Raw genomic sequence first — 25,603 nt, forward strand, 5'->3', positions numbered from 1 at the left:
CTGACGAAAAAATCAACTTATAATTATTTTCCGTCTGTCATTCCGTATAGAAACCAACGAGTTGATACCAGCGACGATGCTCAATATGGTAGGCATCAGGTGAGTAGCCTGACATTGAAAAACCGATAAAGGTGATGACCAGTCCGAGAATAATAAACAACAGACTGAGAAAAACGAAAAAGCGCTTATTGATTTTGATCATAGGACTGCCTTCTTTCGATAGTTTTGAACAAATGATTTCGGCCAAACGACAAGGGAGTGGGTAAGACGTGAAAAAGGTCGGCTCATACTATAAGTGGCGATCAGGCAAAGCAGCCCTAAACCAAATAAGAAAATCCCCATGCCTAACTGACTTAAAAAGAGATAGAAACCATCCGCCATCAGCATGGGACTTAAGACAACGCTGGCGATCCCACCGATAAACGTAGTGACACCAATCATGCCAGTGGTGAAAGGTACACACCAGATGATTATTAAAAAGCTTAGGATCAGCAAAGCGGCACTTAACAAGAGGCTGCCCCACAATGGGAAGCCCAGCACTAAAATCAAGAGCAAGAAGGGATGAAAGCGGCGGGGAATCTCAACTACGACCTCTTCCGTTTCGGTAACTGCTTGGATCAGTTCTTTTGGGGAGCCAAGGCGTGCCACGGCTTCTTCTTCGGTGTATCCTTCTTCCATCAAATCTTCGATCATCTCGTCATAATAGTTGATCAGCTGATGAATCTCGCTAGGTCTGACTTTTTCAGATAATTCCGCAGCCAATGCCTTGATAAAATCAACTCTGTTCATCTAATGTTCCTCCTTTAATAAATCGCTGGATCAATGTCAATTGGGGCCAGTCGTTGGTTAAAAAATCGTCGATCCGCTGTTTTCCGATTTTGGACAAGCGGTAATATTTTCGGGTCCGTCCTTGATGGCTTTTATTATAAGTCTCAACCGCTCGGCTGGCTTCTAAGCGCTTCAAGATAGGATAGAGCGTTGATTCTGAGATTGGCAGTAAAGGAGATATGTTTTTGACTAATTCATAGCCATAAGAGTCACCATGCTGCAAATAAGCCAACACACAAATTTCCAATAATCCTTTTTTTAATTGGGCATCCAAAGGCTCTCCTCCTGTTCATACTCATACTATACATTACATAGTATCATTCCACAAGCAGCACCAGTCAAAATCAGCCTTAAGTCTGAGCACCATAAGACAACAAGAGTTTCTTTAATAAAATGGTCAAAAATAAAAAATAAAATTAAGAAAATCGGCGGAAAGTATAGGTTAACGTGCTCTTTTTTGTTAAAGTAGAAGTATAAAGATTACTTTCAGTAAGAAAATGGGCGTTGGTTGTGCTTCTAAAAGCTGCAAGTAGTCAAAGTGAATGAGACGAACATCAGCAAGAATTGGTGACGTCCAGAAAGGAAGGGGTATTATGAGAAAAGCAACGATTACGAAAAAATATTTGATCAATTGCTTAAAAAAATATCTGGTGGAATATCTTTATCGACCAATCACTGTCCGCGACATTGCTAAATATGCACGAACATCGACCCAACCGATCTATTTAAATTTTTCAAACATGCAAAATTATAAACAGGCGATGGTTGATGATGTGTTTCGCGACATTCACGAAACAAAAAAAGAGTCAGAAGAGACACTCGATTCCTTATACAGCTTTTGGCAGGACTATTACGTATTTGCCAGCCGCAATCGTAACCTCTTTTTCGCACTTTTTTTAAATGATATTGGCTGTGGTCCTTACATAAAAGAGCGTTCTTTTGCTTATTTTCAAGAAGCAATTGCTGAATCAGCTGTTTTTCAATGTGCGCATAAAAGCGATCTGAGAAAATATCATGAAGAAGCCTTGATCTTTTTTAGTGGGTTGGTATTGCTGTTTATTCGTGAAGGGTGTAGTGACAGCAAGAATGATTTTATGAAAGATACCATTGAGTATTGGGAACGAATGTTAAAGGAACCAGAAAGCGCGCCACGTGATCGGGGACCGCAAGCATTGTTAGAGGCTGGTGCGTTTGCTGTAGAAGAATAGGTACTTGAAATCAAGCATTAAAATAAATATCTGAATATTTCGACACAAAAAAACCGTTAGTGATCAAACATTCTTCACTAACGGTTTTTTTTGAGGAGGCAAGTCTTGCGGTATGAGTAGAACAATTGTGGTTTTTTCACCTTTTACTGATTGAATCGCTAAGGAAGCTTGCGTGCCATAGTACAATACTAGCCGCTGGCGTACATTGTTGATACCATAATGTTGATCAGAAGGTTGCTCCAGTTGTTTTAGCTGTTCAGGATCAATTCCAGGACCATTGTCTTGAATCTCAAACCGCAGCCATTGTCCTTCTTTGAGGCAGCGGATCGTCAATACACCTCTGCGGTCATCTTCAATATGATCCAGCCCATGAAAGACGGCATTTTCGACAAACGGCTGCAAGAGTAGATTGATCATCGGATATTCATCGATATTTGAGTCAATTTCGAGGACTAAATCAAAGGAATGGTGATGCATTTTTTGCTGAATTTTAGCATAGGTGATCGTCAGATCGAGTTCTTTGCTGACAGATAACCGATTGGATCCTTGGTTTAGGCTGAGACGGTAGAATCGAGACAGCAGCTGAGCCATCTCACGGATTTCGTGATTGCCGTTTAGTGTGGCAGTATTGCTGATCAATGCTAAGGAATTATAAAAGAAATGCGGATTGATCTGGGCTTGCAGAACCCGCAATTCGTATTCTTTTTGTTTCAGTTCGGCTTCATATACTTCATTGATCAGCTCAGCGATTTTATCTAGCATTTTTTGAAAATTGGTGTATAACTGTCCAACTTCATCTTCTGAAGAATAACTATGCTCGATTTTGAATTGATCCATTGATAAAGAAGCCATTTGCTGGGCCAAAGAATTGATCGGCTGTACCACTGTTTTTGCTAGCCACCAGCTGGATAAAACCAATATCACTAATACAAAACCAAAGATAATGAGTGCCGCACCAACTAGATACAGTAGACTGCTGAAAAATGACTGTGCGGTTTTAACAAAAACGATTTGCCAATGATTATCCAGCAGTACAGGGGCTTCTTCAATAACTGCGCTTCCAACCAACCACTGTTTTTGAGTACGCTGCTGCTTCGTCAAATAATCAATGCGGTAAAGCGTCTGCCCGGTCTCTGACTGGATCGTCAAATCGTAAGGTTCCTCAGTGACTGCATCAAGATTCGTGAACAATGCTGCTCGATCGATGGTCAAAACGATGTAGTTTAGGGAATCTGCGGTATGGCCTTTTAAAAAAAGGTTGGTATAAAAAGAAAGTTCCTCCCGTTCTTTGTCAAAATACGTGCGAATTTCAGTCGAGGGTTTCTCTTTGAGAAAAGGCAGCGCCGTGTCAGCAGTGATTTTTTTGACATATTGCCCATGATCATAAAGATCGATCGTGGTGTATAGCGTGATGCCTTTGATATCTGCTTGCGGAAAACGAACACTGTGAAACAAAGGCAAGATCGTATTTTGAAAGAGATTGTATTGATCAAAGTTTGAGAAGCGTTGACTAGAAAGTTCTTGCGTCAAGGCGGTATTGTTGGCTAAGAAAAGCAGGCTGTCCCGATAGGTATGGATCTTGCTTTCTAACTGATAGCTGATACTTTTGAGATTATCGGAGTAAGCACTTTTTTCCTGCTGTTGGATAAAGGCTCGGATGATAGACACCCCGACAAAGGTCAAAACGATCAGAGGAACAATGCTTGAAAGAATCGAAATAAGGGCGATCTTTTTTTGAAAGCGAAAATTTTTAAAACAATCGTGGACTTTTCTTAACAAGAGGGACCTCTCTTTCTATAGGCATCCGGCGTCATTCCGACAATTTCTCGGAACGTTTTGCAAAAATAGGAATAATGATTAAAGCCAACTTGTTTGGAGATAGTTCGAATGCTGCAGTTCGAGTTCTTTAAACGCTTCTGAGCCTGTTTGATACGGTAAGACTTGATGTATTTGGTGATACCCATGCCTTCAGAAGTACTGAATAATTCGCTTAGGTAGTTAGGATTGATATTGACTTCCTTTGCTAAGCGCTCCAAGCTCAACTCTTGGTGAAAATGAGCGAATATATAGGATTTTACTTGGCGCACATAGTCATTTGACTGACTCCCGTTGATTTGAAGCAGTGCATCATGGATATAACGGAAGAGGGCATCAAAAATATCCGCAATTAATTGTAGACTTGGCGCTTCCAGTATTTTTCCGATCTGATTAGCGCCATGCTCCGCATCAAAGGCGATCGTGCACTGATCGATGATGGTTTGATAAAAGGTCGCAAAATAAAATTTGGTATTGGTTGGTTCCTCACGTCCATTTGTTTCAAAGCAGTCGAAAACTGTTTTCACAAGCGCGTGTGCTTTTTTACTTTCGTATTGATTCACATACGAAATGGTTTTTTCAAAAAGAGCTTTCTTGACGATGTAGTGATCTCCCGGAAGCAGCTGGCAGATTTTCCCTTTGTTTTGCTGATAAAAAGACCGCTGACTGGTCTTCAGTAAGTCATGATAGGTGCCGTACATTCCTGAATGGTGGGGAACTGGTCCGCTGTCAAAAAGTGTTATTTTTTGCTGAAACTGCTCGGAAAAATAGGTAGTCAAGTTGTTTTTTCGCTCCTCGATTTCCCTTTTTGGCAAAGGTTCGTTAAAAAAGAGCAGTTGTGCTGGAGCTAAAAATAAACTGAACATTTCAGGAAATGCAGCAGACAGTGAAGGGACGAAATCCGGCGCATTCCAAGAATCCAGCGGCCAAGTAACGAGAAAAAAAGAGGGATGAGTCTTAAAAAAATCTTGTGCAACCGATTGCTCTTCCTTCGGTAGTGAATGCCAAGGATAGCCATAAAAAAGTTTACTCAAAATCTCTTTCAAATAATGGGTTTGTGCGATTGTTTTTGTGTAAGAGCGCTGCTTTTGTTGATCGATAAAAAGAATGATTTTATTTATTTGTTCATAAAAATCATCAGGGTCGATTGGTTTTAAGAGGTAGTCAACCGCTTGTAACTGTATGGCTTTTTTTACATAATGAAAATCTTCAAAGCCGCTGATAAACATCACAGGAATTTCAGGAACTGCTTCTTTGATTCTCGCTACGAGGGCATGTCCATCCATAAAGGGCATCTTTACGTCGGTAATTATCAAGTCAAAGGGCTGTTTCTGAAAAAGTTGCCAGGCTTCGCGGCCATTTTTGGCTTCTTCGATCCGCCATTCTTTTTCATGCTGACTCAAGAAGTATTTGATCACTTCTCTTTGATCGTAGCTGTCATCAGCAAGCAGCAGTCGGTACATGGTTTTCGCCGTCCTTTCGTATAGAGAAAATTACACAGTCGCTTCTTCTTTCTATAGTAAGCGATAAACAAAAAAAGCAACAGAACAAATTTGTAAACGTTTTATTTTCTGGAAATCGTGCTATAAATCTGAAAAAAGTGCTATATTTTCTATGGAAGCGATTGCGTATAATAAGGATATCAAAAAAGTTTGAGGAGGAAAACAATGAAATTCAGGCGGGGAACAGCAATTTTAACAGCCATGGCTTCAGCACTTATTATGACAGGATGCAGTTCAGAAGAAGCAAAGACCAATGAAAATGGGGATACCGTGATTACGATCGGACGCCAAACCGCACCGAACTCAAAACTGCCGGAGGGGGACTCTTACAGCAACAACGCGTATACTCGATTGATTCAAGAACGCTTGGGCATCGAACTGGAGAGTGCCTTTGAAGCCCACGGGGAAGATTACGATCGGCAAGTATCGCTAGCGATCGCTTCAGGGGAACTACCGGATACAATGATCGTCGGATCAAGAGATGAATTGGAAGAATTAGTTAACAATGATTTAGTGGAAGACTTGACCGAAGTATTTGAGGAGCATGCCGACGATTTTCTAAAAGACATCTATGATTCGTTTGATGGGATTCAGTTAGAAGCAGCTACGTTTGATGATCGCTTGATGGCGATCCCATCTACTAGCGATGACTTCGGGCCCAATCTTGTCTGGTTGCGCCAGGACTGGCTAGATGAGCTGGGTATTGAACTGGATAAAGATGGCAATCGCTCAATTACATTGGATGAGTTGAAGGAAACAGCGATTGCTTTTCAAGAAAATGATTTAGCCAACACCGGAAAAGCGGTTGGTTTGCCATTGGCCTTCTGGTTGTCCTCGCCAAATCATGGCGGCACGGCATATACAGGGACAGCCATTATGAATGCGTTTGGAGCCTACCCAAAATCGTATCTCCAAGATGAGAATGGACAGATGTTTTATGGATCCAATACGCCAGAAATGAAAGAAGCACTAACGCTGCTGAAGGAATGGCAAGATGAAGGGTTCATGGATCCGCAATTTGGTACCCGGACGTATGACGATATCCATGCCATGATGGTTAATGGGGAAACGGGCATCGCTTTTGGTCCTTGGCACATGCCTGACTGGGGGTTAGTACAAGCTAAACAAAATGATCCGAATGCTGAATTTGTTCCTTATGCCCTTGAAAATGCTAACGGCGATGGCGGGGTCAATGCCGTGGCTAACCGCGGTACTGGGCAATACATCGTGGTACGCAAAGGTTTTTCTGAGCCGGAAAAAATCATGGAGATGATCAATCTGATTTATGGTGAAGTTGCCAACTCGGAAGATATTGAAACCGAGTTTCCGGAAATTTATGACTATGCGAAAGTGGATGTCGATGGGACGGTTCGTCCATGGAATGTTGTTTTCTTAAAAGCCTATAGTGAGATTGATGATGCTGTAGAAGCTTCCAAGGCGGCGGTTGGTGAAACATCTATCGATGATATCTCTAACTTCTTCATCAAAGAAAATGCCGAAAAAATCAAGCAATATCTGGATAGCCCTGAAGAAACCGATCCGGTGGACTGGACCCGCTATGCTTCCCGCTATTTAGCCGTCAATAATGTGATGGGCGGTATCAGAGAGCAAGGACGCTTGAATGAAGTGAAACCACCGCGTTTTGATTCGATCAAAGCCAATGAACGAAACGGGCACAAGTAGGGAAACTGGAGGAAGAGACCTTCATTAAGTTTATCACTGGAGAAGAACCCCTGGAAAACTTCGATAACTATGTTGAAACCTGGAATAGCCAAGGTGGAACAGCCATACTTGAAGAAATGCAAGAAGTAGTAGATCAGCGAGCAGATAATTAAGCGGCCACTCCAGCGGTTCTGACACTCGTCTTTCGAACAAAGAAAAGCAAGGTTGTATGCAGGGAAATCGACTGCAGGTGCCTTTTCTTTGTTCGAATTTTTTCATCAAGCGGCTGGTGAGGCAAAAATTTTATGGAGGAGTAAGTAAATGGAACTTTCTGTTGAAAAAGAAAGCAAAAAAGAAAAGAAAAAGTGGTTTTCTCGAGACCAGCTTTTCTTTTTAGGGATGATTTTACCAGGCATCATTTTTATTTTGATTTTTTCTTATGGTCCTATGTTTGGGCTGTTGATGGCATTTCAAGATTATGTGCCAGCGAAAGGTGTATTAGGTTCTGAATTTGTGGGATTCGAGCACTTTCGCTATTTGTTCAGTTTACCGGATATTTTCTTAGTGACTAAAAACACGATTTTTATCGCTTTTTGGAAAATTATCTTTAATACGATCGTACCGATTCTTTTTGCGATTCTATTAAATGAAGTACGTGTAAAGTGGATGAAACGCTCCATTCAGACCATCGTTTATTTGCCCCATTTTCTTTCATGGGTCATACTGGCTTCAGTAGTGGTCAATTTATTCAGCCTTGATGGAACGGTGAATCAGATTTTACAAAACTTTGGTGTAGAACCATTAAACTTTTTGGGTAGTAATCAGCTATTTCCGCGTTTGCTGATCGGGACCGATGTTTGGAAAAGTTTCGGTTACAGTTCGATCGTGTACCTTGCTGCCATTACCTCGATTGATCCAGGGTTATATGAAGCAGCAACGATGGATGGTGCTTCTTGGTCAAAAAAAGTCTGGCACGTAACCCTGCCGGGGATGATGCCTTTTATTTTGCTGATGACGATTTTGTCGCTGCCTAATATCTTAAATGCCGGCTTCGACCAAATTTATAACCTGTATTCTCCGGTTGTGTATCAAAGCGGTGATATTATCGATACCTATGTCTACCGAATCGGTCTGATCGGTCGAGACTACAGCTTAGGGACTGCCGTTGGTCTGGTCAAATCGGTGATCGGTCTATTCTTGATTTGGTCTTCCAACAAAATTGCGGAGAAGAAGACTGACAGAGTGATGTTTTAAGGAAAGGAAAAAAGAGATGAAAGAAAAATTTAGTATACGGCATGCAGTAATTTATTTGATCGTCATTGTTTTAGCTCTTTCTTGTTTAGTACCGATGTTGAATGTCGTGGCACTTTCTTTAAGCAGCAGCAGTGCGGTCGCGGCAAATGCTGTGGGGCTATGGCCAGTGGATCTGACCTTAGCGGCTTATGAGCGCATCATGAGCGATCAGCAGTTTTGGCGTTCCTTTGGGATCTCGGTCATTCGTGTGATCGTTTCGTTGCTGTTGAACCTCTTGATGATCGTAACGATGGCTTACCCGCTGTCTAAATCAAAAAAAGTATTTCGAACGAGAAAATTATTCATGGGCGTGATGGTTTTTGCTATGCTATTCAGCGGCGGCATGATCCCAACGTATTTAGTCGTTCGCAATCTAGGGTTATTGAATACGATTTGGTCCCTGATTTTACCTAGTGCAGTCCCTATCGGCAGTGTGATCTTGGTGATGAATTTCTTTCGGGGAATCCCCAAATCATTGGAAGAATCTGCTCGGATCGATGGTGCCAACCCGCTGCAGATTTTGGGACGAATCTATATCCCAATGTCATTGCCTTGTTTGGCAACCGTTTCTCTATTCAGTATTGTCGGCAGTTGGAATGATTTTTTCAGTGGACTGATCTATATGACCAAGACTGAAAACTATCCTTTAATGACCTATATCCAAACACTATCAGTCAACATTGCTGAAACAATGCAACAAGCCGGAAATTTGACTTCCGAGCAGCTACAAAGTCTACTAGCGGTCTCTGATCGAAACTTGAATGCAGCGAAGATCGTGGTGGCAGTGGTGCCGTTATTGATTATTTATCCGCTTCTACAAAAATATTTCGTTCAAGGAATCGTTGTCGGATCAGTAAAGGAGTAAACCCACATGATACACTTTTTTCATTCAGAAAACTTCTTCGCACGAATCGCTTGGAAATTCAGCCAGTTGCTCCTATTAAATGTACTACTCTTGTTTTTTAGTTTGCCGCTCTTCACGATCGGTGCAGCCATTACTGCGGGCTCAAAAGTGGCGACTGACCTGATAGAAGGAAAAGCACCGGCTGTTGTTCAGCAGTTTTGGTCGACCTTTTGTCAAAGCTTTCGAAAGAGCACTCTCATCTGGCTTAGTCTACTTTTTTCTTTGTGGCTTTTGACTGCTGATTGGTTGTATTATTTCCAACTAAAAGGGACGCCTGATCTTTTTACCGTAGGCTTAGTAATTTGTACGTTCATGTGGCTTCAGTTTTTCCAAGTTTCGTTTTTCTTACTCGCACGTTACGATAGCGGAATCAAAACGATCCTTTTGAACAGCATCAAAGTCGCCGCAAAGCACCCTTTTAAAATGCTTAGTCTTCATCTTCTGACTGCAGCCCCTATTGTCATCATGCTTCTTTCACCCTATGCGCTGGTTTTCAGCATGTACATTGCCTGCTTTTTTGGTCTTAGCTGTTTTTTGTATGTACGCTGTCAGTTATTGTTGGCAATTTTCAAGAAATATGAGAAGGTAGAAATAGCAGAAAAGTAACTGGGTTTTATAGTTAGCAACATTGAATGGAGGAATTTTGATGGGACAAAACACGCAGTATGGAGAAAAAAAGATTGCGATCGATCGCAGGATCGGTTTTTTAGAAGAACATACGTATCACGGGAATGATCTTGGTGTGACTTTTCAAGGACAGCAAACCACGTTCAAATGCTGGTCACCAGAAGCAGAGGCCGTTTCAGTATTGATTTATCAAAGCGGTGTCGCTGGGGCTGACGATCGCCTGCTGACGCTGCCAATGGTCCAAGAAGACAACTGTTGGCAAGTCACGACGGAAGAAACCGTCAAAGAGCTGTTTTATACGTTTGAATTTCAACGAGACGGTCAAAAAGTCGAAGCGGTGGATCTTTATGCCAAGGCAGTAGGGATCAACGGGAACCGTGGGGCCATCATTGATTTAAAGGAAACAGATCCTGAAGGCTGGCAGGAGACTCACGGCGTCGGTCAGCAATCGATCACAGATGCCTATATTTGGGAATTGCATGTCGAAGATTTCAGCGGCGCCGAAAACAGCGGGATTTCACCAGAAAATCGCGGAAAATATTTAGCCTTCACTGAAAAAAAGACCCATCTGGTGGGAGATGAAAGTCAACCAACTGGCATGGCTTATTTAAAAGAGCTGGGGATCAATTATGTTCATCTGCTGCCGATCTTCGATTTTGACAATGATGAAACTTCTTCTGCCTACAACTGGGGCTATGATCCGAAAAATTACAATGTACCTGAAGGACGATACGCTTCTGATCCTAGTGATCCCAAGGCGCGGATTCGTGAATGCAAGCAAATGATCCAATCGTTGCATGAAGAAGCCATCGGCGTTGTGATGGATGTGGTCTTCAATCACACTGCGATCACAGAAGAATCATGGTTTAATTTGACGGTGCCTGATTATTACTACCGCCAAGATGATGCGGGGAATTTTGCGGACGGTTCTGCTTGCGGCAATGAAGTGGCTTCTGAACGGAAAATGATGCGCAAATTTATCATTGATTCGGTTTTATATTGGGCGCAAGAATACAAAATCGACGGCTTTCGTTTTGATTTGATGGGCTTGATCGATGTGGAAACCATGAACCAGTTGCGGCAACGCCTAGATGATGCCGGCTTCAGCCATGTGATTCTATACGGCGAGCCATGGGATGCCGGCAGCAATCAAATTATTCAGCCGAATATCCCAGCGAATAAAAGCAATGTTTGGGCACTGTCAGAAGGCGTTGCGGTTTTTAGCAATGATTTAAGAGACAGTATCAAAGGCGATGTCTTTGAAGAAACAGACGGCGCGTTTATTCAAGGAATGAATGGTCAACCGCAAGTCAAGCAAACCTTTTATGCGGAAAATTTGGCAACGGCGATTCAAGGAAATACGAAAGTTGCTGGGCAAGAAGGCGCCGAGCGCTGGGCAAAATCACCCCGCCAAGTGATCGCCTATGCGTCAGTCCATGATAATTTGACCTTATGGGACAAACTGGTGGCAACCATGCAGGCTTCAGCGAAGGAAAGAAATTATGATTTTGATCCTGAGCTTTTAGCCCGTAACAAACTAGCAGCAGCCATTTTGTTTACTAGCCAAGGAGCCGTGCTGACCCAAGCTGGGGAAGAATTTGGCCGTACCAAAGAAGGCGATGAAAATTCCTTCCGTTCGCCACTGACAGTCAATCAGCTGGATTGGGCACGTGCCAAAACCTTCAAAGAATTGCGCGAGCTGTATCGGGGCTTGTGGGCATTGCGGCAGTCCTATGCACCATTGAGAGATGCCACGACCCAAACGGCTGAAAGCATGGTCTTTTATGAGACAAAGGATGAAAATCGCTTGGCGTATCAAGTACCCAATCGTGACGAACAGCATCCATGGCGTTCCTTGTTCGTTTTATTCAACAGCACGGAAGAAAGCTGGTCCTTTGACTTACCGACGACAACAGAAAATGTCACATGGCACCTCGTTGCTGACCCCAAAGGAGCTGGGATCGCTTCTCGCGGCGTAGCAGCGCCAAGGATAACCATCGACCCATTGTCCTTCAGCATTTTGGCGGAACAAAGTAACTAATCAAAGTAGAAGCTAAAACAAACTAAAAATTTTAGTTTGTTTTAGCTTTTTTGGTAGTAAAAAAACAATTCTTTTGCTATACTTTTAACAGAATGAGAAGCAGAAAGCGGTGAGCAAATGAAAGTTGTGATCTCTGATATTGCCCGAAAAGCTGGCGTTTCCAGCGGAACAGTCTCTAATGCGATCAACAATCGGAAGGGGATCAGTGAACAAAAACGGCAAGCGATCTTGAAGATCGCTCGTGAGATGGGGTATTTTGATCAGCGAGAAATTAAAAAAACGGAAAGCCAAAAAATCAAATTTGTCATAATGAACAAACAAGGAAATGTCGTAGGGGATACGCCTTTCTTTTCTGAATTGATCCGAGGAATCGAAATGGAGTGCAGTGCGTTAGGCTATGAACTGGTCATTTCCCATATCACACTGGCACCAGAAGAAGACCCGATCGAAAAGATCCGTCCAGAGTTAGCAGATGGTTTGCTATTGCTAGGAACGGAATTGGAAAAACAAGATTTAGCAGTCTTTCGCCATTTGGAAGTACCGTTAGTGATTTTAGATACGGTGTTTAATTCGCAGGACTTTGATTTTGTCGCCATCAATAATCGTGACAGTGCCTATGAGATCGTTGAAAAGATGATCGAAAAAGGCCACCGTGACATCGGCATCATCAATTCAACCTTTCAAATCAACAACTTTCGGGAACGCAAGCAAGGGTTCATCCAAGCGATCCAAGAGCATGATCTGATCCATTATGAAGAGACGGAAGCCTTAGTAGAACCCACCTTGGAAGGCTCCTATCAAGACATGAAGGTCTATTTGGAATCCTTGCGTGCCGATCAGCGACCGTTGCCAAGCGCTTTTTTTGCGGTCAATGACAATATCGCCATCGGTGCCATGAAAGCCATTCGCGAAGTGTTTCCCGATCATCCGTTGACCATTGTTGGGTTCGATGATATTCCTTTGGCGGAATTTTGCAACCCACCACTGACCACCGTCAAAGTAGATAAAGTGTACCTTGGTCGCCAAGCCGTGCGACGCTTGATCGAGAAAATCACGAGTGAAGATGAAAACCATCTGAAAATGCTGGTCGCCACGACGATCGTCGAACGCGAAAGCATCAATTAAGAATAAAAATAATATGAAAAATAAGAAGAAGGACAAAACGTTTAGCAAGCGTTTTGCCCTTCTTTAGTTATTTAACAAAAATATTTATCTAAAACTATTGCAAAATATTTAGCTTGTGCTATATTTAAGGTGTAAAAAGTAAGGGATTACATTTTGAGGAAGTGAATAGATGACACAGATCGGTCTTTTTTGTGCCACTGGGCTCTCCAGTGCACTGCTCGTCAAAGCGCTCAAAGAACAACTAGCGGATGATCAGCATTACCAAGTCAATTCCGCGCCTTTTTCAGAAATATTTATGGTGGGGAATGACTATGATTTTTTGATTTTAGCTCCTCAAACCCGCTTCAATCAAGCGAAAGTCGCAGCAGCCTTTCCTGATAAAAAAATCGTTTTACTGACGGATGAGGAATTTCTGAGCAAAAATGTAGCACGAATCGTCGAAGAAATAAAAATTTAGCTAAATATACTAAAACGCAAAGGGTGGTTTTATGGATAAAGTAACCATCGGGTTCGCCCCGACTAGAAGAAATTTGTTTAGTGCAGAAGCAGCCATTGAGTACGCCAATCTGACACGACAAAAAATGGACGAACTCGCCATTGATTATGTAGATATTTTAGATATCAATGAAGACGGCTTACTATACGATGATGAAGGGGTTGAAAAAATCGCCGAAAAATTCAAAGCAGCAAAAATCGACGGTCTTTTTCTAGCCAATGAAAACTTTGGTACGGAATATGCCTGTGCTCGTTTAGCCAAAAAACTAGATGTCCCCGTCTTACTGTGGGGACCTAAAGATGAGACGCCAGCCGCCGACGGTTCACGTTTGCGGGATACGCAATGCGGTCTTTTCGCTATTGGGAAAGTCTTGCGCCGTTTCAAGGTACCTTTCACCTATGTCAAAAATTCTGATATTGATTCACCAGAATTTGCCCGCGGCTTGCAAGACTTTATCAAAGTCTGCAATGTCGTCAAGACCTTCAAACAAACACGAATCTTGCAAGTTGGCCCACGCCCCTTTGATTTTTGGACCGTGATCTGCAACGAAGGCGAACTATTGGAGCGTTTCAATATTTCGCTTTCGCCAGTACCGATCCAAGAAGTAGTGCAAGAAATCAAGAAAGTCAAAGAACAGCAGCCAGATAAAGTGCAAGCAGTCATTGATTATTTTGAAACCAATACGGAAGTCCAAATTTCGGCGAAAGATTTGGAGATGGTGGCAGCCCTTAAAGTGGCTTTGCAAAACTTATGTGAAAGCTACGGCTGCAATGCAGGAGTCATCCAGTGTTGGACGGCCTTACAAGACGAAATCGGTATTTTACCGTATGCCTCCTTGTCGCTGCTACAAGAAGAAGGCTTGCCTTTTGTCTGTGAGACGGATGTCCATGGGGCGATCTCGGAACTGTTGGTCGAAGCCGCTTCGTTGGGGGAACACCGTGCGATCTTTGCGGATGTCAACTGCCGCCATCCAGAAAACGAGAATGGCGAATTGTTGCAGCACTTAGGAGTTTTTGCTTATTCCACCGCAGAGACCAAACCGATCTTGCCGCAACGACATTTTGTTTTTGACTATCCAGGATCAGTCGCTTTTCGGGCAATCAAAGACGAGTATACGCTGTGTCGCTTTGATGGGGACAACGGCGAGTACTCCCTACTGATGGGTACTGGTAAAGGGATCGATGGCCCATACAATCAAGGGACCTATCTCTATCTGGAATTTGCGAATTTGAATCGCTTGGAATTCAAACTCGTTGAGGGCCCTTATATTCATCATGTTGCGGCGGTCAGAAAAAATGTGGTGCCGATCTTGTACGAAGCGTGCAAATACATCGGCGTGCAGCCAGATTTTTATGATCCAATCGAAGAAGACGTCAAAGCATACTTGAGAGGGGATCAATCATGGAAATAAACGAGCTGGAGATGAAGGCTTTAACGATTCGAAAATCCGTGTTAGAGCTGATCTATCAAGCAAAAACGGGTCATACTGGTTCGGATCTTTCTTGTACCGATATTTTAGTGGCCTTGTATTATCGGATAATGAATGTCGATGCGAAAGATCCTCAAAAGCAAGATCGTGACCAGTATATCCAAAGTAAAGGACATGCGGCAGAAGTATTATGGGCCGTTTTAGCGGACAAAGGTTTTTTGCCGAAAGAAGAATTAGCCACCTTTTCGCAATTTGGTTCAAGACTGATCGGTCATCCAAACAATAAAGTAGCTGGTGTTGAGATGAATACTGGTTCACTAGGTCACGGCTTACCTGTCGCAGTAGGGATCGCTTTGGCAGGCAAACTGGATCACCGCACGTATCAAACCTATACGTTGTTGGGAGATGGCGAATTAGCAGAAGGCTCGGTATGGGAAGGAGCCATGGCGGCTGCCAACTACCAGCTGGACAATTTGACCGCCATCATTGATCGCAACGGCTTGCAGATCACTGGAGCCTCGGAAGATGTGATGGCAGTGGAGCCGCTAGATGAAAAATGGCGTGCCTTTGGTTGGGATGTGCATATCGTTGATGGCAATGATATGGCTGCCTTGGTGGCTGCATTAGAAAAACCGCATCAGCCCAATCAACCGAAGCTGATCATTGCCAAAACCATCAAAGGCAAAGGCTATTCTGCAGCCGAAAATCAAGCGCAATGGCATCATAAAGTGCCAACGGCAGAAGAGCTTGCACAAGCCATTGCCGAACTTGATCAGCAAATGGAGGTTTTGACTCATGGGAAAAAATAATATTGCCAATCGCCAAGCAATGTGCGACGTATTGATTGAAGAAGGAAAAAAGAATCCTGCGATCACGGTGTTGACCAGTGATTCTCGTGGTTCCGCTTCGTTAGCACCTTTTGCCAAGGAATTACCGACACAATTGGTGGAAGTAGGGATCGCAGAGCAAAACATCGTCAGTATTGCGGCTGGCTTAGCCCATATGGGCAAACGCCCTTTCGTTGCATCTCCAGCTTGTTTTCTCAGCATGCGCAGTATCGAGCAGATCAAAGTCGATGTCGCGTATTCGAATAAGAATGTCAAACTCGTAGGCATCAGCGGCGGTGTCAGTTATGGGGCATTAGGCATGAGTCATCATTCCTTGCAAGACATCGCAGTGGCACGAGCGATCCCTAATTTGCAAGTGCTGTTGCCAGCAGATCGCTTTGAAACGATCCAAATGTTTAAAGCCTTAGCGGCATCAAATGAACCAGCCTATATCCGTCTCGGTCGCAATCCTGTTGAAGATTGTTATGATTCTGCAGATTATCCTTTTGAGATCGGCAAAGCCATTAAGCTGAGAAGCGGTCAAGATGTCGCATTGCTCGCCACTGGCGAAACCGTGCGCCAAGCGTTGGATGCTGCGGAGCTATTGGAAAAACAAGGCATCACTGCTACCGTTTTAAATGTTCATTCCTTGAAGCCCTTTGATTCAGAAACGGTCAAACGAGTGGCGAAAGAAACAGGCACCGTGATCACTGTGGAAGAACACAGCCAATACAACGGCTTAGGAGCTGCCGTGGCGGAAACACTGACAGAAGAAACGGACATTCGACAAAAAATCATTGCTTTTCCGGATGAAGCCTTGATTACTGGTTCTTCGTCAGAACTGTTTGCCCATTATGGCTTAGACGGTGCCTCCATAGCGAAAACAGCGGTTGCGTTTCTAGGAGCTTAAGATGGACAAGAACTATCAGCTGGTTTTAGATCAGAGTACATCCGGTACCAAGCTCTTACTGTTTCAAGAAGGGAAAATCCTGCAGCGTTACGATAAAAAACATCGCCAAATTTATCCAAAAGTCGGGTGGGTCGAACATGATCCCCTCGAGATTTGGCAAAATGTCCAAGAATTGCTGGCACAAGTGTTTCAAGAACAAGCGATCACTGCAGGTCAAATCGTTTCCTTGTCCTTGACCAATCAGCGAGAAACGATCGTTGCATGGGACCGATTGACTGGTAATCCCTTGTACAATGCGATCGTGTGGCAATGCAACCGCAGCGCCGCGATTTGTGAAGAATTGACGGCACAAGGCTGGGAAAGGACGATCAATCAAAAGACCGGTTTACGCTTAGACCCGTATTTTTCTGGCACCAAAGTGAAATGGCTGGCACAAGAATTATCGGCTATCAAGGAAAAGTCGGGAACTGGCGAGTTGGCGATCGGTACGATGGACAGCTGGCTGTTGTGGAATTTAACGCAAGGGAAGGTATTTGCGACAGAAGCCAGCAACGCTTGCCGAACATTGTTTTACAATATTGAAGAGGGCCGTTGGGATGCAGAACTCGTCAAACTTTTTGGCATCCATTTAGCAGACTTGCCAGCGATCAAACCTGCTGATACGGTTTTCGGTAACTATCACGGAATCCCTATCAAAGGAATCTTAGCCGATTCACAAGCGGCATTATTCGGGGAAGGTTGTCAAAGCCTTGGGGATGTAAAAATCACGATGGGTACCGGTTGTTCGATCATGATGCAAGTGCAGCAGGAGCAGACGTTGCGAGATCGCCGCATTTTGACGACGGTCGGCTGGCAAACTAGCCAGGAAACAGCGTTTGCGCTAGAAGGCATCATCCGTTCCTGTGGTGACGCCATCAACTGGTTCAGTGAGCAAGTGGCTCCGCTGCCAGATGTAGCTGAGATTTGTCAAGAAGTGCTGACCAATGACAGTCAAGAAGACATCTATTTTATCCCAGCATTGCAAGGAATGGGTGCCCCTTTTTGGGATAATACGATGACTGCCAGCTTTGTCGGCATGAAACGCACGACGACGACTCATGAGCTGTTGAAAGCCGTTTTAGAAAGCATCATTTTTCAAATCAAAGCAGTGATCGATGTGATGGAAGAAGTCGCTGAACGACTGATCAATCAGGTAATGATCGATGGCGGTGTTTCGAAAAACCGCGCCTTGATGAGCTTATTGGCGACTTTGATCAATAAACCCGTCATCGTCAGCGAAGTCGAAGAATTTTCAGCCATCGGCACAATGCTTGTTGCCAATCCAACCATGAATGAACCAGCTATTCAGCAAACCACGATCGTTCCGCAAGCCGAACAGGCCGTGATCCGTTTGAAATATGAAAAATGGAAACGGTTCATTGAGAAATCAGCTGCTTTTAGTGAAGGATAAAGGAGGAACTATATGGAGACCCAACGAATCCAATTGAATCAAACGGCTTACGTGGATACCTATTTATTGCACCAATCCAAAGAGTACAATGTCGGCAAGAAACGACCGCTAGTGATCGTCTGTCCAGGCGGCGGCTACGCATTTACCAGTGATCGAGAGGCGGAAGTCATTGCCTTGAAATTCAATAGTATCGGGCTAAATAGTGTTGTTTTATGGTACACCACCGGTGACCAAGTGAAAAACGTTCCCCACAATGCCTTGATGGAAGCCGCCCAAACCGTCAAAACCATTCGTGCGCATGCTCAAGAATGGTTGGTGGATGAGGAGCAAATCATCGTTTGCGGTTTTTCAGCAGGCGGACATCTAGCGTTGCAGTTAGCGACGCGCTGGCACGATGCTGAGCTGGCAGAAGCGTTGGGCGTTAGCAGTGACTTACTGAAAGTGAATTTGGCGATCGCCGGCTACCCATTGGTTTATCAAGAGCATGCCTTCCCAATCGATGAGCTAGGCTTTGCTGCTAGTCTGATCGAAAAACCTTTAACTGCCAACGAACGCTTTTTTGGGAGTAAACAACCGACGGAAGAAGCCATTCAATCCATGAACATTTTGCATCATGTCGATCAGTGGACACCTCCGATGTTTCTCTGGCATACGACGGAAGACGTCTTAGTCGATGTGGCGCACTCGTTGAAGCTGGCGGTCAAATTAAGAGAAGCCGAGATTCCATTCGAACTGCATATTTTTGAAAAAGGCGAACACGGACTGGCATTAGCGGATCGAACAACGGCACGCAAGCCAAGTCACCACAATGCCCATGTCGCTAAATGGTTTGAGCTGTGCGAAGGCTGGCTCAGTAGTTATATTGATTAAAAAACCGTCGGTGCACAACTTGTGCCGATGAAAGGAGAGCACCACTGTGAAAATCACCGTAAGCCAAAACAAACGCACCTTATTGCGAGACGGACAGCATTTCTTTTATTTAGCTGACACTTGTTGGAGTGCCTTTACTAGTATTCAAGAAAATGACTGGATCACTTACTTAGACAAACGCAAAGAGCAGGGCTTCAATACCCTTCAAATCAATGTGTTACCGCAATGGGATCGCAGCCGTGGTCAATTTGACTGCTTGCCGTTTCCTCTTGATGCGGGCGTCTTTGATTTTACTGTTTGGGAGGATGCCTATTTCGAACGGGCTCAGCGTCTTTGTAAAATTGCCGACGAGAAAGGCTTTACTTTAGCGTTGGTCGTCTTGTGGTCAAACTATGTCGCAGGCACGTGGGCTAGCCAGTTGGACAAAGAACGCAACGTGTTGCCGGAGGATTGCCGCCAGGCCTACTATCAAAAAGTGATTGCGACTTTTGATGCCTTCCATCCGATCTACTTTATTGGTGGCGATACGGATTTCCCAACACAGCCAACCATCGATACGTATCTAGAAGCCTTTGCTTTCTTTGAAAAGCATTCGCCCAATACTCTGAAAACGATTCATATAAAGGGACGTTTTGAAGAGATTCCCGCAACGATCGTCGAACATTTGGACTTATTTTTATACCAATCAGGTCATAACAGTGCCTTTTTGAATATGCCTTATTATTTGGCAGAGCGTTTTTATCAAAGACAACCGCAGCTGCCGATCATCAACTCAGAACCTTGCTATGAACAAATGGGCTATGCCCGTCACGTATACGGCCGATTTGGTCAAAAGGATGTCCGCAAAGCGGCATGGCAATCACTGTTAGCCGGCGGCGCGGCTGGGATCACGTACGGTGCCCACGGCATCTGGAGTTGGCAAACCCCGACGGCGACTTTTGCGGAAGAAATCGGGGAAGCGTTTGATCGTCCGATGATTTGGCCAGAAGCTTTATCTTTTCCTGGGGCAGATGACTATGGCTTTATCAAGCAATTATTCGAATTATTAAATATTCAGGAGCTTGTGCCTTGCCAAGAGCGCTTGATCGATGCAGATGAACAGATTCGTATGGCAGCCATCGCAGGATCGAAGGATGCGTTGCTTTACTTGCCAAGCAATACAACAGTTCGTCTGCAAGGAGATCTTTCTACAGCGACCGTCACATTGATCGATTTGAATACCAATCGTTTCTTGAAACCAAAACTGACAGTTACCGATGGTATCACTGTTTTCCATCCCCACAATTGTCATGAAGATGTATTGTTTGTCATCCAAATAAAGGAGTGAAAAGAAAATGGATAAGTATATGGATAAGGTGTTAGTATTTGCAGATAAAATCTCCAACAATCGGTATTTAAAGGCAATTTCAAACGGGTTGATGGCGACGCTGCCGATCAACATTATTGGTTCGATCGCCTTATTGTTAGCAGTTTTGCCGATTCAAGGATGGACAGACTTTATCAATTCGATCAATATTGGCGGCTATTTTTCCGTCGGTTACAGTATGACCGTCGGGGTTATCTCAGTGTACGCTTCCTTTCTGGTCGGTCACCGTTTAGCGACAGAATTTAAGCAATCGGCGGTTCCTGCCGGCATCGTTTCACTGTTTGCCTTTTTGATGATGACGCCAATGGTTACCTTAGAGGAAACAACGACCCTCGACATGAGCAAACTCGGTGCTCAAGGCTTGTTTACCGCTATGATCTGTGGCTTAGTCTTTGCTCGTTTGTACTGCTTTATTTTAGAAAAAAATATCGCCATCAAAATGCCAGCAGGCGTGCCGCAATTTGTGACGGATACCTTCGCCGGTTTGATTCCAGCAATTATTTCTGGGTTTACCGCGATCGTCATTAGCTGGGCATTCAGTTTTACTTCTTATGGCTCATTCTCAGATTTCATCTATCAAATCTTGGCAATGCCGCTGCAAAGCTTGTCTTCTAGTGTAGGTTCGTTGTTATTTATTGTACTGATCCAAATGGTGCTATGGTTCTTCGGTATCCATGGTTCGTTGGTGGTGGGTAGCTTTGTCACCGCTTTGTACTTACCAATGGATGTGGAAAATATGGATGCTTTGGCTAGCGGCGTTGCTCGTTCCGAGTTGCCGAATATTTTGAGCAAGTCGTTTTATGATTTGTTTGCTGGTATTGGTGGGGCTGGGGGAACATTGTCATTGATTATCGTTATTTTGCTGTTGGCGAAATCAAAACAATCACGGACAGTCGCTAACCTGAGTGCCGTTCCTGGATTGTTCACCATTAATGAGCCGGTGATTTTTGGCTTACCGCTGATTTTGAATCCAATCATGGCGATTCCGTTCATATTAACACCATTGGTTCAAGTGCTTGTGGCGTACCTAGCGATCTGGAGTGGGATCGTCCCACGACTTAGTGGCGTACAAGTTCCCTTTGGCACACCGATTTTTCTAAATGGGTTTCTAGCTGGAGGCTGGCAGGTCGCAGTTCTACAAGTCGTTTGCGTTTTGGCAGGCTGCTTGCTGTACATTCCTTTTGTCAAAATATTAGATAAAGGAAAATTAAAAACAGAAGCAGAAGCAGCGCAAGCAGAGGTTCAAACTGAAAGTATCGATCCAGCTGGAGAAACCGTCTGACTTCAGGGGAACAATGCGTAAAAGGCAGGACCTTGTTCTTCTTCAACAAGGGACAAGGTGAATTTTTGCACACTTGATTTCTTAAGACGGTGAATCCAGTCAATGATCGGCCATTCCCGAAAGCAGATAGGCTCTGATTGATCTACTTAGTAATCGAATGGTTCGGGGAAACGCCGATGATCCCAATGCAAATGTGACACAAATAGATTTTTTAATTTTTGATTTTACTCAGTATGGGTCTTTTTAAAAAAAGACCAGCTGCTCCCCCACAATTGCTATCAAGACGTTTTGTTTCTCGGACACAGATCAAAAAGGAGTGTATTATATGACTTTCGCAGAGAAGTTCACCGAAAAAGGCCAGTACTACGCAAGTAAGATTCAGCAAAATAAGTATATGCAAGCAATCTCAATTGGATTGATGACCCTACTGCCAATCATGATCATCGGCGCATTCAGTACACTGTTGTCTTCCATGCAAATCGGGGTTTATCAATCAATGATTGCCCCGTTTCGCGATATTATCGCCTTACCGGCTCAATTTACGACAAATGCATTGGCTATTTATGCCGCTTTTTCCATCGCTTACAAATTGGCAGGCTTATATGGAAAAGAAGGCTTGATCCCTGGGTTTGTTTCCTTGTTTTCCTTTTTAGTCTTAACACCAATCAGTGTTTTTGAAGATGGAGAGCTTGTGATCAATGCCTTGACCTTTGACTGGCTGGGGGCTAGAGGGTTGTTTGCGGCGATGATCGTGGGTGTCTTAACTGCCCGTTTGTATGTGTTTTTTGTCGATAAAAACTTGGTTATCACGATGCCGGAGGGGGTACCACCAACGATTGCCAAAACATTTTCGGGACTGGTTCCAGCAGTGTTAGTAGCAGTCTTATTTACGATAACAGCCGGTTTGTGGAAGATGACGGAATTCGGTAGTTTCCATCAATTTGTATACACGATTCTACAAATTCCACTGCAAAGTCTAGGAGGTTCGATCTGGTCTCTTTGTATTGCATTATTGCTGATGCAACTACTTTGGGTGTTTGGCATTCATGGCGCAGCAGTCGTTTTTGGTATTATTCAGCCAATAATGACGGTACTTAGTCTAGAAAATTTAGCTGCTTATGAAGCGGGAGAACCTATGCCCAATATAGTAACTGGTGCATTTTGGAGCATCTATGCCAACTTTTCAGCGATGCTTGGTTTAATTGTTGTCCTGTTGTTTTTATCAAAAAGCAAACAATTTAAAACGATTGGTAAATTAGGAGCGCCAGGGGCAGTTTTTGGGATTCATGAGCCACTAATTTTCGGATTGCCTATCGTGATGAACCCGATTCTGGCGATCCCCTACATTTTAAGCCCAGTTGTGTGTGTTATTTTAGGCTATATCTTAACCATCACGAATATTTTACCGATTCCTATCGGGATGCAAGTGCCTTTTGGAGCTCCAGTTGTTCTTTCGGGAGTTTTACAAGGAAGTTGGAAACTTGCGGCGGCTCAATTACTGATGATTCCTTTGTGTGCCTTGATCTATTACCCATTTGTCCGCATTTTGGATAAGAAAAATGCCGAACAAGAATTGGCGCAAGAAACGCAAGAAAAAGCAGCAGAACAAAGCATGGATCGAGTGATTTCTTGATGGTTGAAGATCAAAGGGAGTTGCTTAAACGTATAGAAAGGGTCAACAGTAATTGTTAGGAAATTGTTTAATGGCTACTCATAAAAAACTCTTTAAAAGAAGCTAATTTGACAGGGTTTACTGGTTAAATTTCCCCTTTTTTCAAAAGATCGCTGGTTAAAAGAAACCGATTTTATGGTGACAAGCCAATGAGTTAGTGCTATAGTTAAAGAAAGAAAACCCACGTGGATTGTTACTGACTCGATCAGGCAAGACCTAAATAAGAAAGCGCTCTTCTCGTTTTAGCAGCGGCTCTTATTTAGGTTTTTTGTTTTTTATCGGAGATTTTTCAGTAACCAGCTAGGTAGGTTTATCAAAAGAAAACAAAAGGAGAACGAGCAAATGGCAAAATTTCCAGAAAATTTCTTATGGGGCGGCGCGACCGCAGCGAATCAATTAGAAGGGGCGTTTGATCGCGATGGCAAAGGCTTGTCAGTGGCGGATGCAATGCCTGGCGGCAAACAGCGTTTAGCGATTTTAGGCAGTGATACGTTTGATTGGACGATCGATGAGGACAAATACACCTACCCAAATCATCGCGGGATCGACCATTATGACCGTTTCAAAGAAGACATTGCGTTGTTTGCAGAAATGGGCTTCAAGAGCTATCGTTTTTCCATCGCATGGACACGTATCTTTCCAAAAGGCGATGAAACGACACCAAACGAAGCTGGACTGGCATTTTACGATGCGCTGATCGATGAATGTTTGAAATACGGGATCGAGCCAGTGGTTACGATCTCTCACTATGAAATGCCCTTGCATTTAGCCAAAGAATACGGTGGCTGGAAAAATCGAGCATTGATCGATTTCTATGAACGTTTTGCAAAAGTCGTCTTGGAACGGTTCCACAGCAAAGTCAAATACTGGATGACCTTCAATGAGATCAACTCTGCTTTCCATTTCTCCGCATTGAGTCAAGGAATGGTCAACAGCACGGGTGCCAGCGACTTTACAAACGTGATCCAAGCGTGGCACAACCAATTTGTTGCCAGCAGTAAAGCAGTCAAAATCGGCCATGAATTAAACCCAGAGTTACAGATCGGTTGTATGATCATTTATGCAACGACTTACAGCATTGATGCGAACCCAGTCAACCAAGTGGCGACGATGATCCATAATCAAGCCTTCAACTACTACTGTGCCGACGTGCAAGTACGTGGAAAATACCCATCCTTTACGGATCGTTTGTACAAAGAACATGGCGTCAATAAAGAGGATCTTGAGATTACCGAAGAAGACTTAGCCTTGATCGCTGAACATACTGTTGACTATGTTGGCTTCAGCTACTACATGTCTTCTGCCGTGGATATCACCACAGAAGAAGCCGATGAAGTGCAAGGAAACTTGTTGGGCGGCGTCCGCAATCCATTCTTAGAAGCAAGTGAATGGGGCTGGCAAATCGACCCAGAAGGGCTTCGCATCGCGTTGAATGAACTGTATGATCGTTACCAAAAACCGTTGTTTATCGTGGAAAACGGCTTAGGAGCCATTGATACCTTTAACGAAGAAGGAAAGATCGAAGATGATTATCGTATCGATTACTTGCGCCGCCACATTGAAGCAATGGGCGAAGCGATCGCTGATGGCGTAGACTTGATCGGTTACACCCCATGGGGCTGTATCGACCTTGTCAGTGCTTCAACAGGCGAAATGAGCAAACGCTATGGCTTTATCTATGTTGACTTTGATGACGAAGGCAACGGCACGATGGATCGTTCCAAGAAAAAATCCTTCGATTGGTACAAACAAGTCATTGCAACAAACGGAGAAGAGTTGGCCTAAGTGTTTCGTTAGACTCACGGATGACACAGGATCCGTTATAAAAGAAAACCGATCAACGGTGCTCCTATATAGGCGCATCGTTGATCGGTTTTTTGGTGATATTTGGGTTTAACGGGTACGTTCATAGCTGTCTCGTAACAAAGATTGGAGTTGTTTTTCTGATACAGAGCCATCTAGTAATGCGGTGAGCCAATGGTTTTTATTCATGTGATAAGCGGGTAAATAGCCGCGACTTTGATTGATGATCGAAACCATTTCGGGCGCTGCTTTGACATCTAAAATTTCGATCATTTCCGTTCCTTCCAAGCCTAATTTTTGCTTTTCTACAGTCATCAGCAAGCCAAACCATTTACCGCTTTTACGGTGCCGCAAGACTTGGTACTCGGGAAACTTTGCAAATGGATGGTCGATCTGAACATCATTGAAGGTCTGAGCGAAGGCGATCAGCCGGTTTTTAAGATCCATGGGTATCCCTGCCTTTTTATAATAGAAAACTACTTATATTATACCA

At 43.7% G+C, this 25,603-nt stretch carries 22 protein-coding genes and 1 pseudogene; 17 read left to right on the forward strand and 6 right to left on the reverse strand.

The annotated features are described in order from the left end of the window. Positions 1-37: 37 nt before the first annotated feature. From A5883_RS19265 to A5883_RS13945, 3 genes are read right to left on the reverse strand one after another with little or no spacing between them, the layout of a single operon-like run. Positions 38-202, reverse strand: a complete 165-nt coding sequence (locus A5883_RS19265; protein ID WP_005226470.1) for a hypothetical protein — start codon at positions 200-202, stop codon at positions 38-40. After that, the gene (locus A5883_RS13940; RefSeq protein ID WP_010748498.1) at positions 199-789 is read right to left on the reverse strand and encodes a DUF1700 domain-containing protein; all 591 of its coding nucleotides are present in this window, start codon (positions 787-789) and stop codon (positions 199-201) included. The genes A5883_RS19265 and A5883_RS13940 overlap by 4 nt, the downstream gene beginning before the upstream one ends. Further along, positions 776-1,102 (reverse strand): PadR family transcriptional regulator, encoded by a 327-nt coding sequence (locus tag A5883_RS13945; RefSeq protein ID WP_086338861.1) that lies wholly within the window; start codon positions 1,100-1,102, stop codon positions 776-778. The genes A5883_RS13940 and A5883_RS13945 overlap by 14 nt, the downstream gene beginning before the upstream one ends. A 319-nt stretch (positions 1,103-1,421) precedes the next feature. Here A5883_RS13945 and A5883_RS13950 point away from each other — a divergent pair, with 319 nt between their 5' ends. Next, positions 1,422-2,036: a TetR/AcrR family transcriptional regulator gene (locus tag A5883_RS13950; RefSeq protein WP_172462561.1), complete on the forward strand. Its 615-nt coding sequence runs from the start codon at positions 1,422-1,424 to the stop codon at positions 2,034-2,036. Between the two features lie 63 nt (positions 2,037-2,099). Here A5883_RS13950 and A5883_RS13955 read toward each other — a convergent pair whose 3' ends face one another. Both A5883_RS13955 and A5883_RS13960 read right to left on the reverse strand, forming a co-directional pair. Beyond that, positions 2,100-3,815 (reverse strand): sensor histidine kinase, encoded by a 1,716-nt coding sequence (locus tag A5883_RS13955; protein ID WP_086338862.1) that lies wholly within the window; start codon positions 3,813-3,815, stop codon positions 2,100-2,102. Further along, on the reverse strand, positions 3,809-5,314 hold the full coding sequence (locus A5883_RS13960; RefSeq protein ID WP_086338863.1) for a response regulator: 1,506 nt from the start codon (positions 5,312-5,314) through the stop codon (positions 3,809-3,811). Before A5883_RS13960 ends, A5883_RS13955 begins: the two co-directional genes overlap by 7 nt. A gap of 204 nt (positions 5,315-5,518) precedes the next feature. Between A5883_RS13960 and A5883_RS13970 the strand changes: the two are divergent. From A5883_RS13970 to A5883_RS14045, 16 genes and pseudogenes are all read left to right on the forward strand, one after another. After that, positions 5,519-7,188 (forward strand): annotated as a pseudogene (locus A5883_RS13970) (extracellular solute-binding protein). A gap of 148 nt (positions 7,189-7,336) precedes the next feature. Next, entirely contained in the window at positions 7,337-8,269 is a 933-nt protein-coding gene (locus A5883_RS13975; RefSeq protein ID WP_005232878.1) for an ABC transporter permease, read from the forward strand. A gap of 16 nt (positions 8,270-8,285) precedes the next feature. After that, entirely contained in the window at positions 8,286-9,173 is an 888-nt protein-coding gene (locus A5883_RS13980) for a carbohydrate ABC transporter permease (RefSeq protein WP_015508704.1), read from the forward strand. Positions 9,174-9,179: 6 nt separating this feature from the next. After that, the gene (locus tag A5883_RS13985) at positions 9,180-9,818 is read left to right on the forward strand and encodes a DUF624 domain-containing protein (RefSeq protein ID WP_015508705.1); all 639 of its coding nucleotides are present in this window, start codon (positions 9,180-9,182) and stop codon (positions 9,816-9,818) included. A 40-nt stretch (positions 9,819-9,858) separates the two neighbouring features. Continuing rightward, the gene (pulA, locus tag A5883_RS13990) at positions 9,859-11,880 is read left to right on the forward strand and encodes a type I pullulanase (protein ID WP_086338865.1); all 2,022 of its coding nucleotides are present in this window, start codon (positions 9,859-9,861) and stop codon (positions 11,878-11,880) included. 117 nt (positions 11,881-11,997) lie between these two features. Beyond that, positions 11,998-13,005 (forward strand): LacI family DNA-binding transcriptional regulator, encoded by a 1,008-nt coding sequence (locus A5883_RS13995; protein WP_086338866.1) that lies wholly within the window; start codon positions 11,998-12,000, stop codon positions 13,003-13,005. Positions 13,006-13,174: 169 nt separating this feature from the next. Next, positions 13,175-13,462 carry a PTS Lactose/Cellobiose specific IIB subunit gene (locus A5883_RS14000; RefSeq protein ID WP_016608966.1) on the forward strand — a complete coding sequence of 96 codons (288 nt, stop codon included), beginning with the start codon at positions 13,175-13,177 and terminating at the stop codon, positions 13,460-13,462. A gap of 31 nt (positions 13,463-13,493) precedes the next feature. Continuing rightward, positions 13,494-14,912 carry an L-fucose/L-arabinose isomerase family protein gene (locus tag A5883_RS14005; protein ID WP_010748503.1) on the forward strand — a complete coding sequence of 473 codons (1,419 nt, stop codon included), beginning with the start codon at positions 13,494-13,496 and terminating at the stop codon, positions 14,910-14,912. Continuing rightward, complete coding sequence (locus A5883_RS14010; protein ID WP_005231740.1) at positions 14,903-15,739, forward strand: transketolase; 837 nt, start codon at positions 14,903-14,905, stop codon at positions 15,737-15,739. Before A5883_RS14005 ends, A5883_RS14010 begins: the two co-directional genes overlap by 10 nt. Further along, the gene (locus A5883_RS14015) at positions 15,726-16,667 is read left to right on the forward strand and encodes a transketolase family protein (RefSeq protein ID WP_086338867.1); all 942 of its coding nucleotides are present in this window, start codon (positions 15,726-15,728) and stop codon (positions 16,665-16,667) included. The genes A5883_RS14010 and A5883_RS14015 overlap by 14 nt, the downstream gene beginning before the upstream one ends. A gap of 1 nt (position 16,668) precedes the next feature. Then, positions 16,669-18,117, forward strand: a complete 1,449-nt coding sequence (locus A5883_RS14020; RefSeq protein ID WP_086338868.1) for an FGGY-family carbohydrate kinase — start codon at positions 16,669-16,671, stop codon at positions 18,115-18,117. Positions 18,118-18,129: 12 nt separating this feature from the next. Beyond that, positions 18,130-18,987: an alpha/beta hydrolase gene (locus A5883_RS14025; RefSeq protein ID WP_010748507.1), complete on the forward strand. Its 858-nt coding sequence runs from the start codon at positions 18,130-18,132 to the stop codon at positions 18,985-18,987. Positions 18,988-19,033: 46 nt separating this feature from the next. Beyond that, on the forward strand, positions 19,034-20,314 hold the full coding sequence (locus A5883_RS14030; RefSeq protein ID WP_010748509.1) for an apiosidase-like domain-containing protein: 1,281 nt from the start codon (positions 19,034-19,036) through the stop codon (positions 20,312-20,314). A 7-nt stretch (positions 20,315-20,321) separates the two neighbouring features. After that, positions 20,322-21,635, forward strand: a complete 1,314-nt coding sequence (locus tag A5883_RS14035; RefSeq protein ID WP_086338869.1) for a PTS sugar transporter subunit IIC — start codon at positions 20,322-20,324, stop codon at positions 21,633-21,635. A gap of 325 nt (positions 21,636-21,960) precedes the next feature. Beyond that, the gene (locus A5883_RS14040; RefSeq protein ID WP_010748511.1) at positions 21,961-23,268 is read left to right on the forward strand and encodes a PTS sugar transporter subunit IIC; all 1,308 of its coding nucleotides are present in this window, start codon (positions 21,961-21,963) and stop codon (positions 23,266-23,268) included. Between the two features lie 381 nt (positions 23,269-23,649). Continuing rightward, positions 23,650-25,092 carry a glycoside hydrolase family 1 protein gene (locus A5883_RS14045; RefSeq protein WP_005226517.1) on the forward strand — a complete coding sequence of 481 codons (1,443 nt, stop codon included), beginning with the start codon at positions 23,650-23,652 and terminating at the stop codon, positions 25,090-25,092. A gap of 108 nt (positions 25,093-25,200) precedes the next feature. Here A5883_RS14045 and A5883_RS14050 read toward each other — a convergent pair whose 3' ends face one another. Further along, positions 25,201-25,557 (reverse strand): MmcQ/YjbR family DNA-binding protein, encoded by a 357-nt coding sequence (locus A5883_RS14050; protein ID WP_010748512.1) that lies wholly within the window; start codon positions 25,555-25,557, stop codon positions 25,201-25,203. Positions 25,558-25,603: the final 46 nt, after the last annotated feature.

Source organism: Enterococcus sp. 5B3_DIV0040 (assembly GCF_002140755.1).
Classification (GTDB): Bacteria; Bacillota; Bacilli; order Lactobacillales; family Enterococcaceae; genus Enterococcus_D; species Enterococcus_D casseliflavus.

Excerpts from the sequence above, each read along its gene's own strand:
- A5883_RS14000 (WP_016608966.1), top strand. The coding sequence starts at position 13,175 with ATGACACAGATCGGTCTTTTTTGTGCCACTGGGCTCTCCAGTGCACTG.
- A5883_RS14005 (WP_010748503.1), top strand. The coding sequence starts at position 13,494 with ATGGATAAAGTAACCATCGGGTTCGCCCCGACTAGAAGAAATTTGTTT.
- A5883_RS14015 (WP_086338867.1), top strand. The coding sequence starts at position 15,726 with ATGGGAAAAAATAATATTGCCAATCGCCAAGCAATGTGCGACGTATTG.
- A5883_RS14040 (WP_010748511.1), top strand. The coding sequence starts at position 21,961 with ATGACTTTCGCAGAGAAGTTCACCGAAAAAGGCCAGTACTACGCAAGT.
- A5883_RS13985 (WP_015508705.1), top strand. The coding sequence starts at position 9,180 with ATGATACACTTTTTTCATTCAGAAAACTTCTTCGCACGAATCGCTTGG.
- pulA (WP_086338865.1), top strand. The coding sequence starts at position 9,859 with ATGGGACAAAACACGCAGTATGGAGAAAAAAAGATTGCGATCGATCGC.
- A5883_RS13980 (WP_015508704.1), top strand. The coding sequence starts at position 8,286 with ATGAAAGAAAAATTTAGTATACGGCATGCAGTAATTTATTTGATCGTC.
- A5883_RS14050 (WP_010748512.1), bottom strand. The coding sequence starts at position 25,557 with ATGGATCTTAAAAACCGGCTGATCGCCTTCGCTCAGACCTTCAATGAT.
- A5883_RS13995 (WP_086338866.1), top strand. The coding sequence starts at position 11,998 with ATGAAAGTTGTGATCTCTGATATTGCCCGAAAAGCTGGCGTTTCCAGC.
- A5883_RS13940 (WP_010748498.1), bottom strand. The coding sequence starts at position 789 with ATGAACAGAGTTGATTTTATCAAGGCATTGGCTGCGGAATTATCTGAA.
- A5883_RS14020 (WP_086338868.1), top strand. The coding sequence starts at position 16,669 with ATGGACAAGAACTATCAGCTGGTTTTAGATCAGAGTACATCCGGTACC.
- A5883_RS13950 (WP_172462561.1), top strand. The coding sequence starts at position 1,422 with ATGAGAAAAGCAACGATTACGAAAAAATATTTGATCAATTGCTTAAAA.
- A5883_RS14025 (WP_010748507.1), top strand. The coding sequence starts at position 18,130 with ATGGAGACCCAACGAATCCAATTGAATCAAACGGCTTACGTGGATACC.
- A5883_RS14045 (WP_005226517.1), top strand. The coding sequence starts at position 23,650 with ATGGCAAAATTTCCAGAAAATTTCTTATGGGGCGGCGCGACCGCAGCG.
- A5883_RS19265 (WP_005226470.1), bottom strand. The coding sequence starts at position 202 with ATGATCAAAATCAATAAGCGCTTTTTCGTTTTTCTCAGTCTGTTGTTT.
- A5883_RS13960 (WP_086338863.1), bottom strand. The coding sequence starts at position 5,314 with ATGTACCGACTGCTGCTTGCTGATGACAGCTACGATCAAAGAGAAGTG.
- A5883_RS14035 (WP_086338869.1), top strand. The coding sequence starts at position 20,322 with ATGGATAAGTATATGGATAAGGTGTTAGTATTTGCAGATAAAATCTCC.
- A5883_RS14010 (WP_005231740.1), top strand. The coding sequence starts at position 14,903 with ATGGAAATAAACGAGCTGGAGATGAAGGCTTTAACGATTCGAAAATCC.
- A5883_RS13975 (WP_005232878.1), top strand. The coding sequence starts at position 7,337 with ATGGAACTTTCTGTTGAAAAAGAAAGCAAAAAAGAAAAGAAAAAGTGG.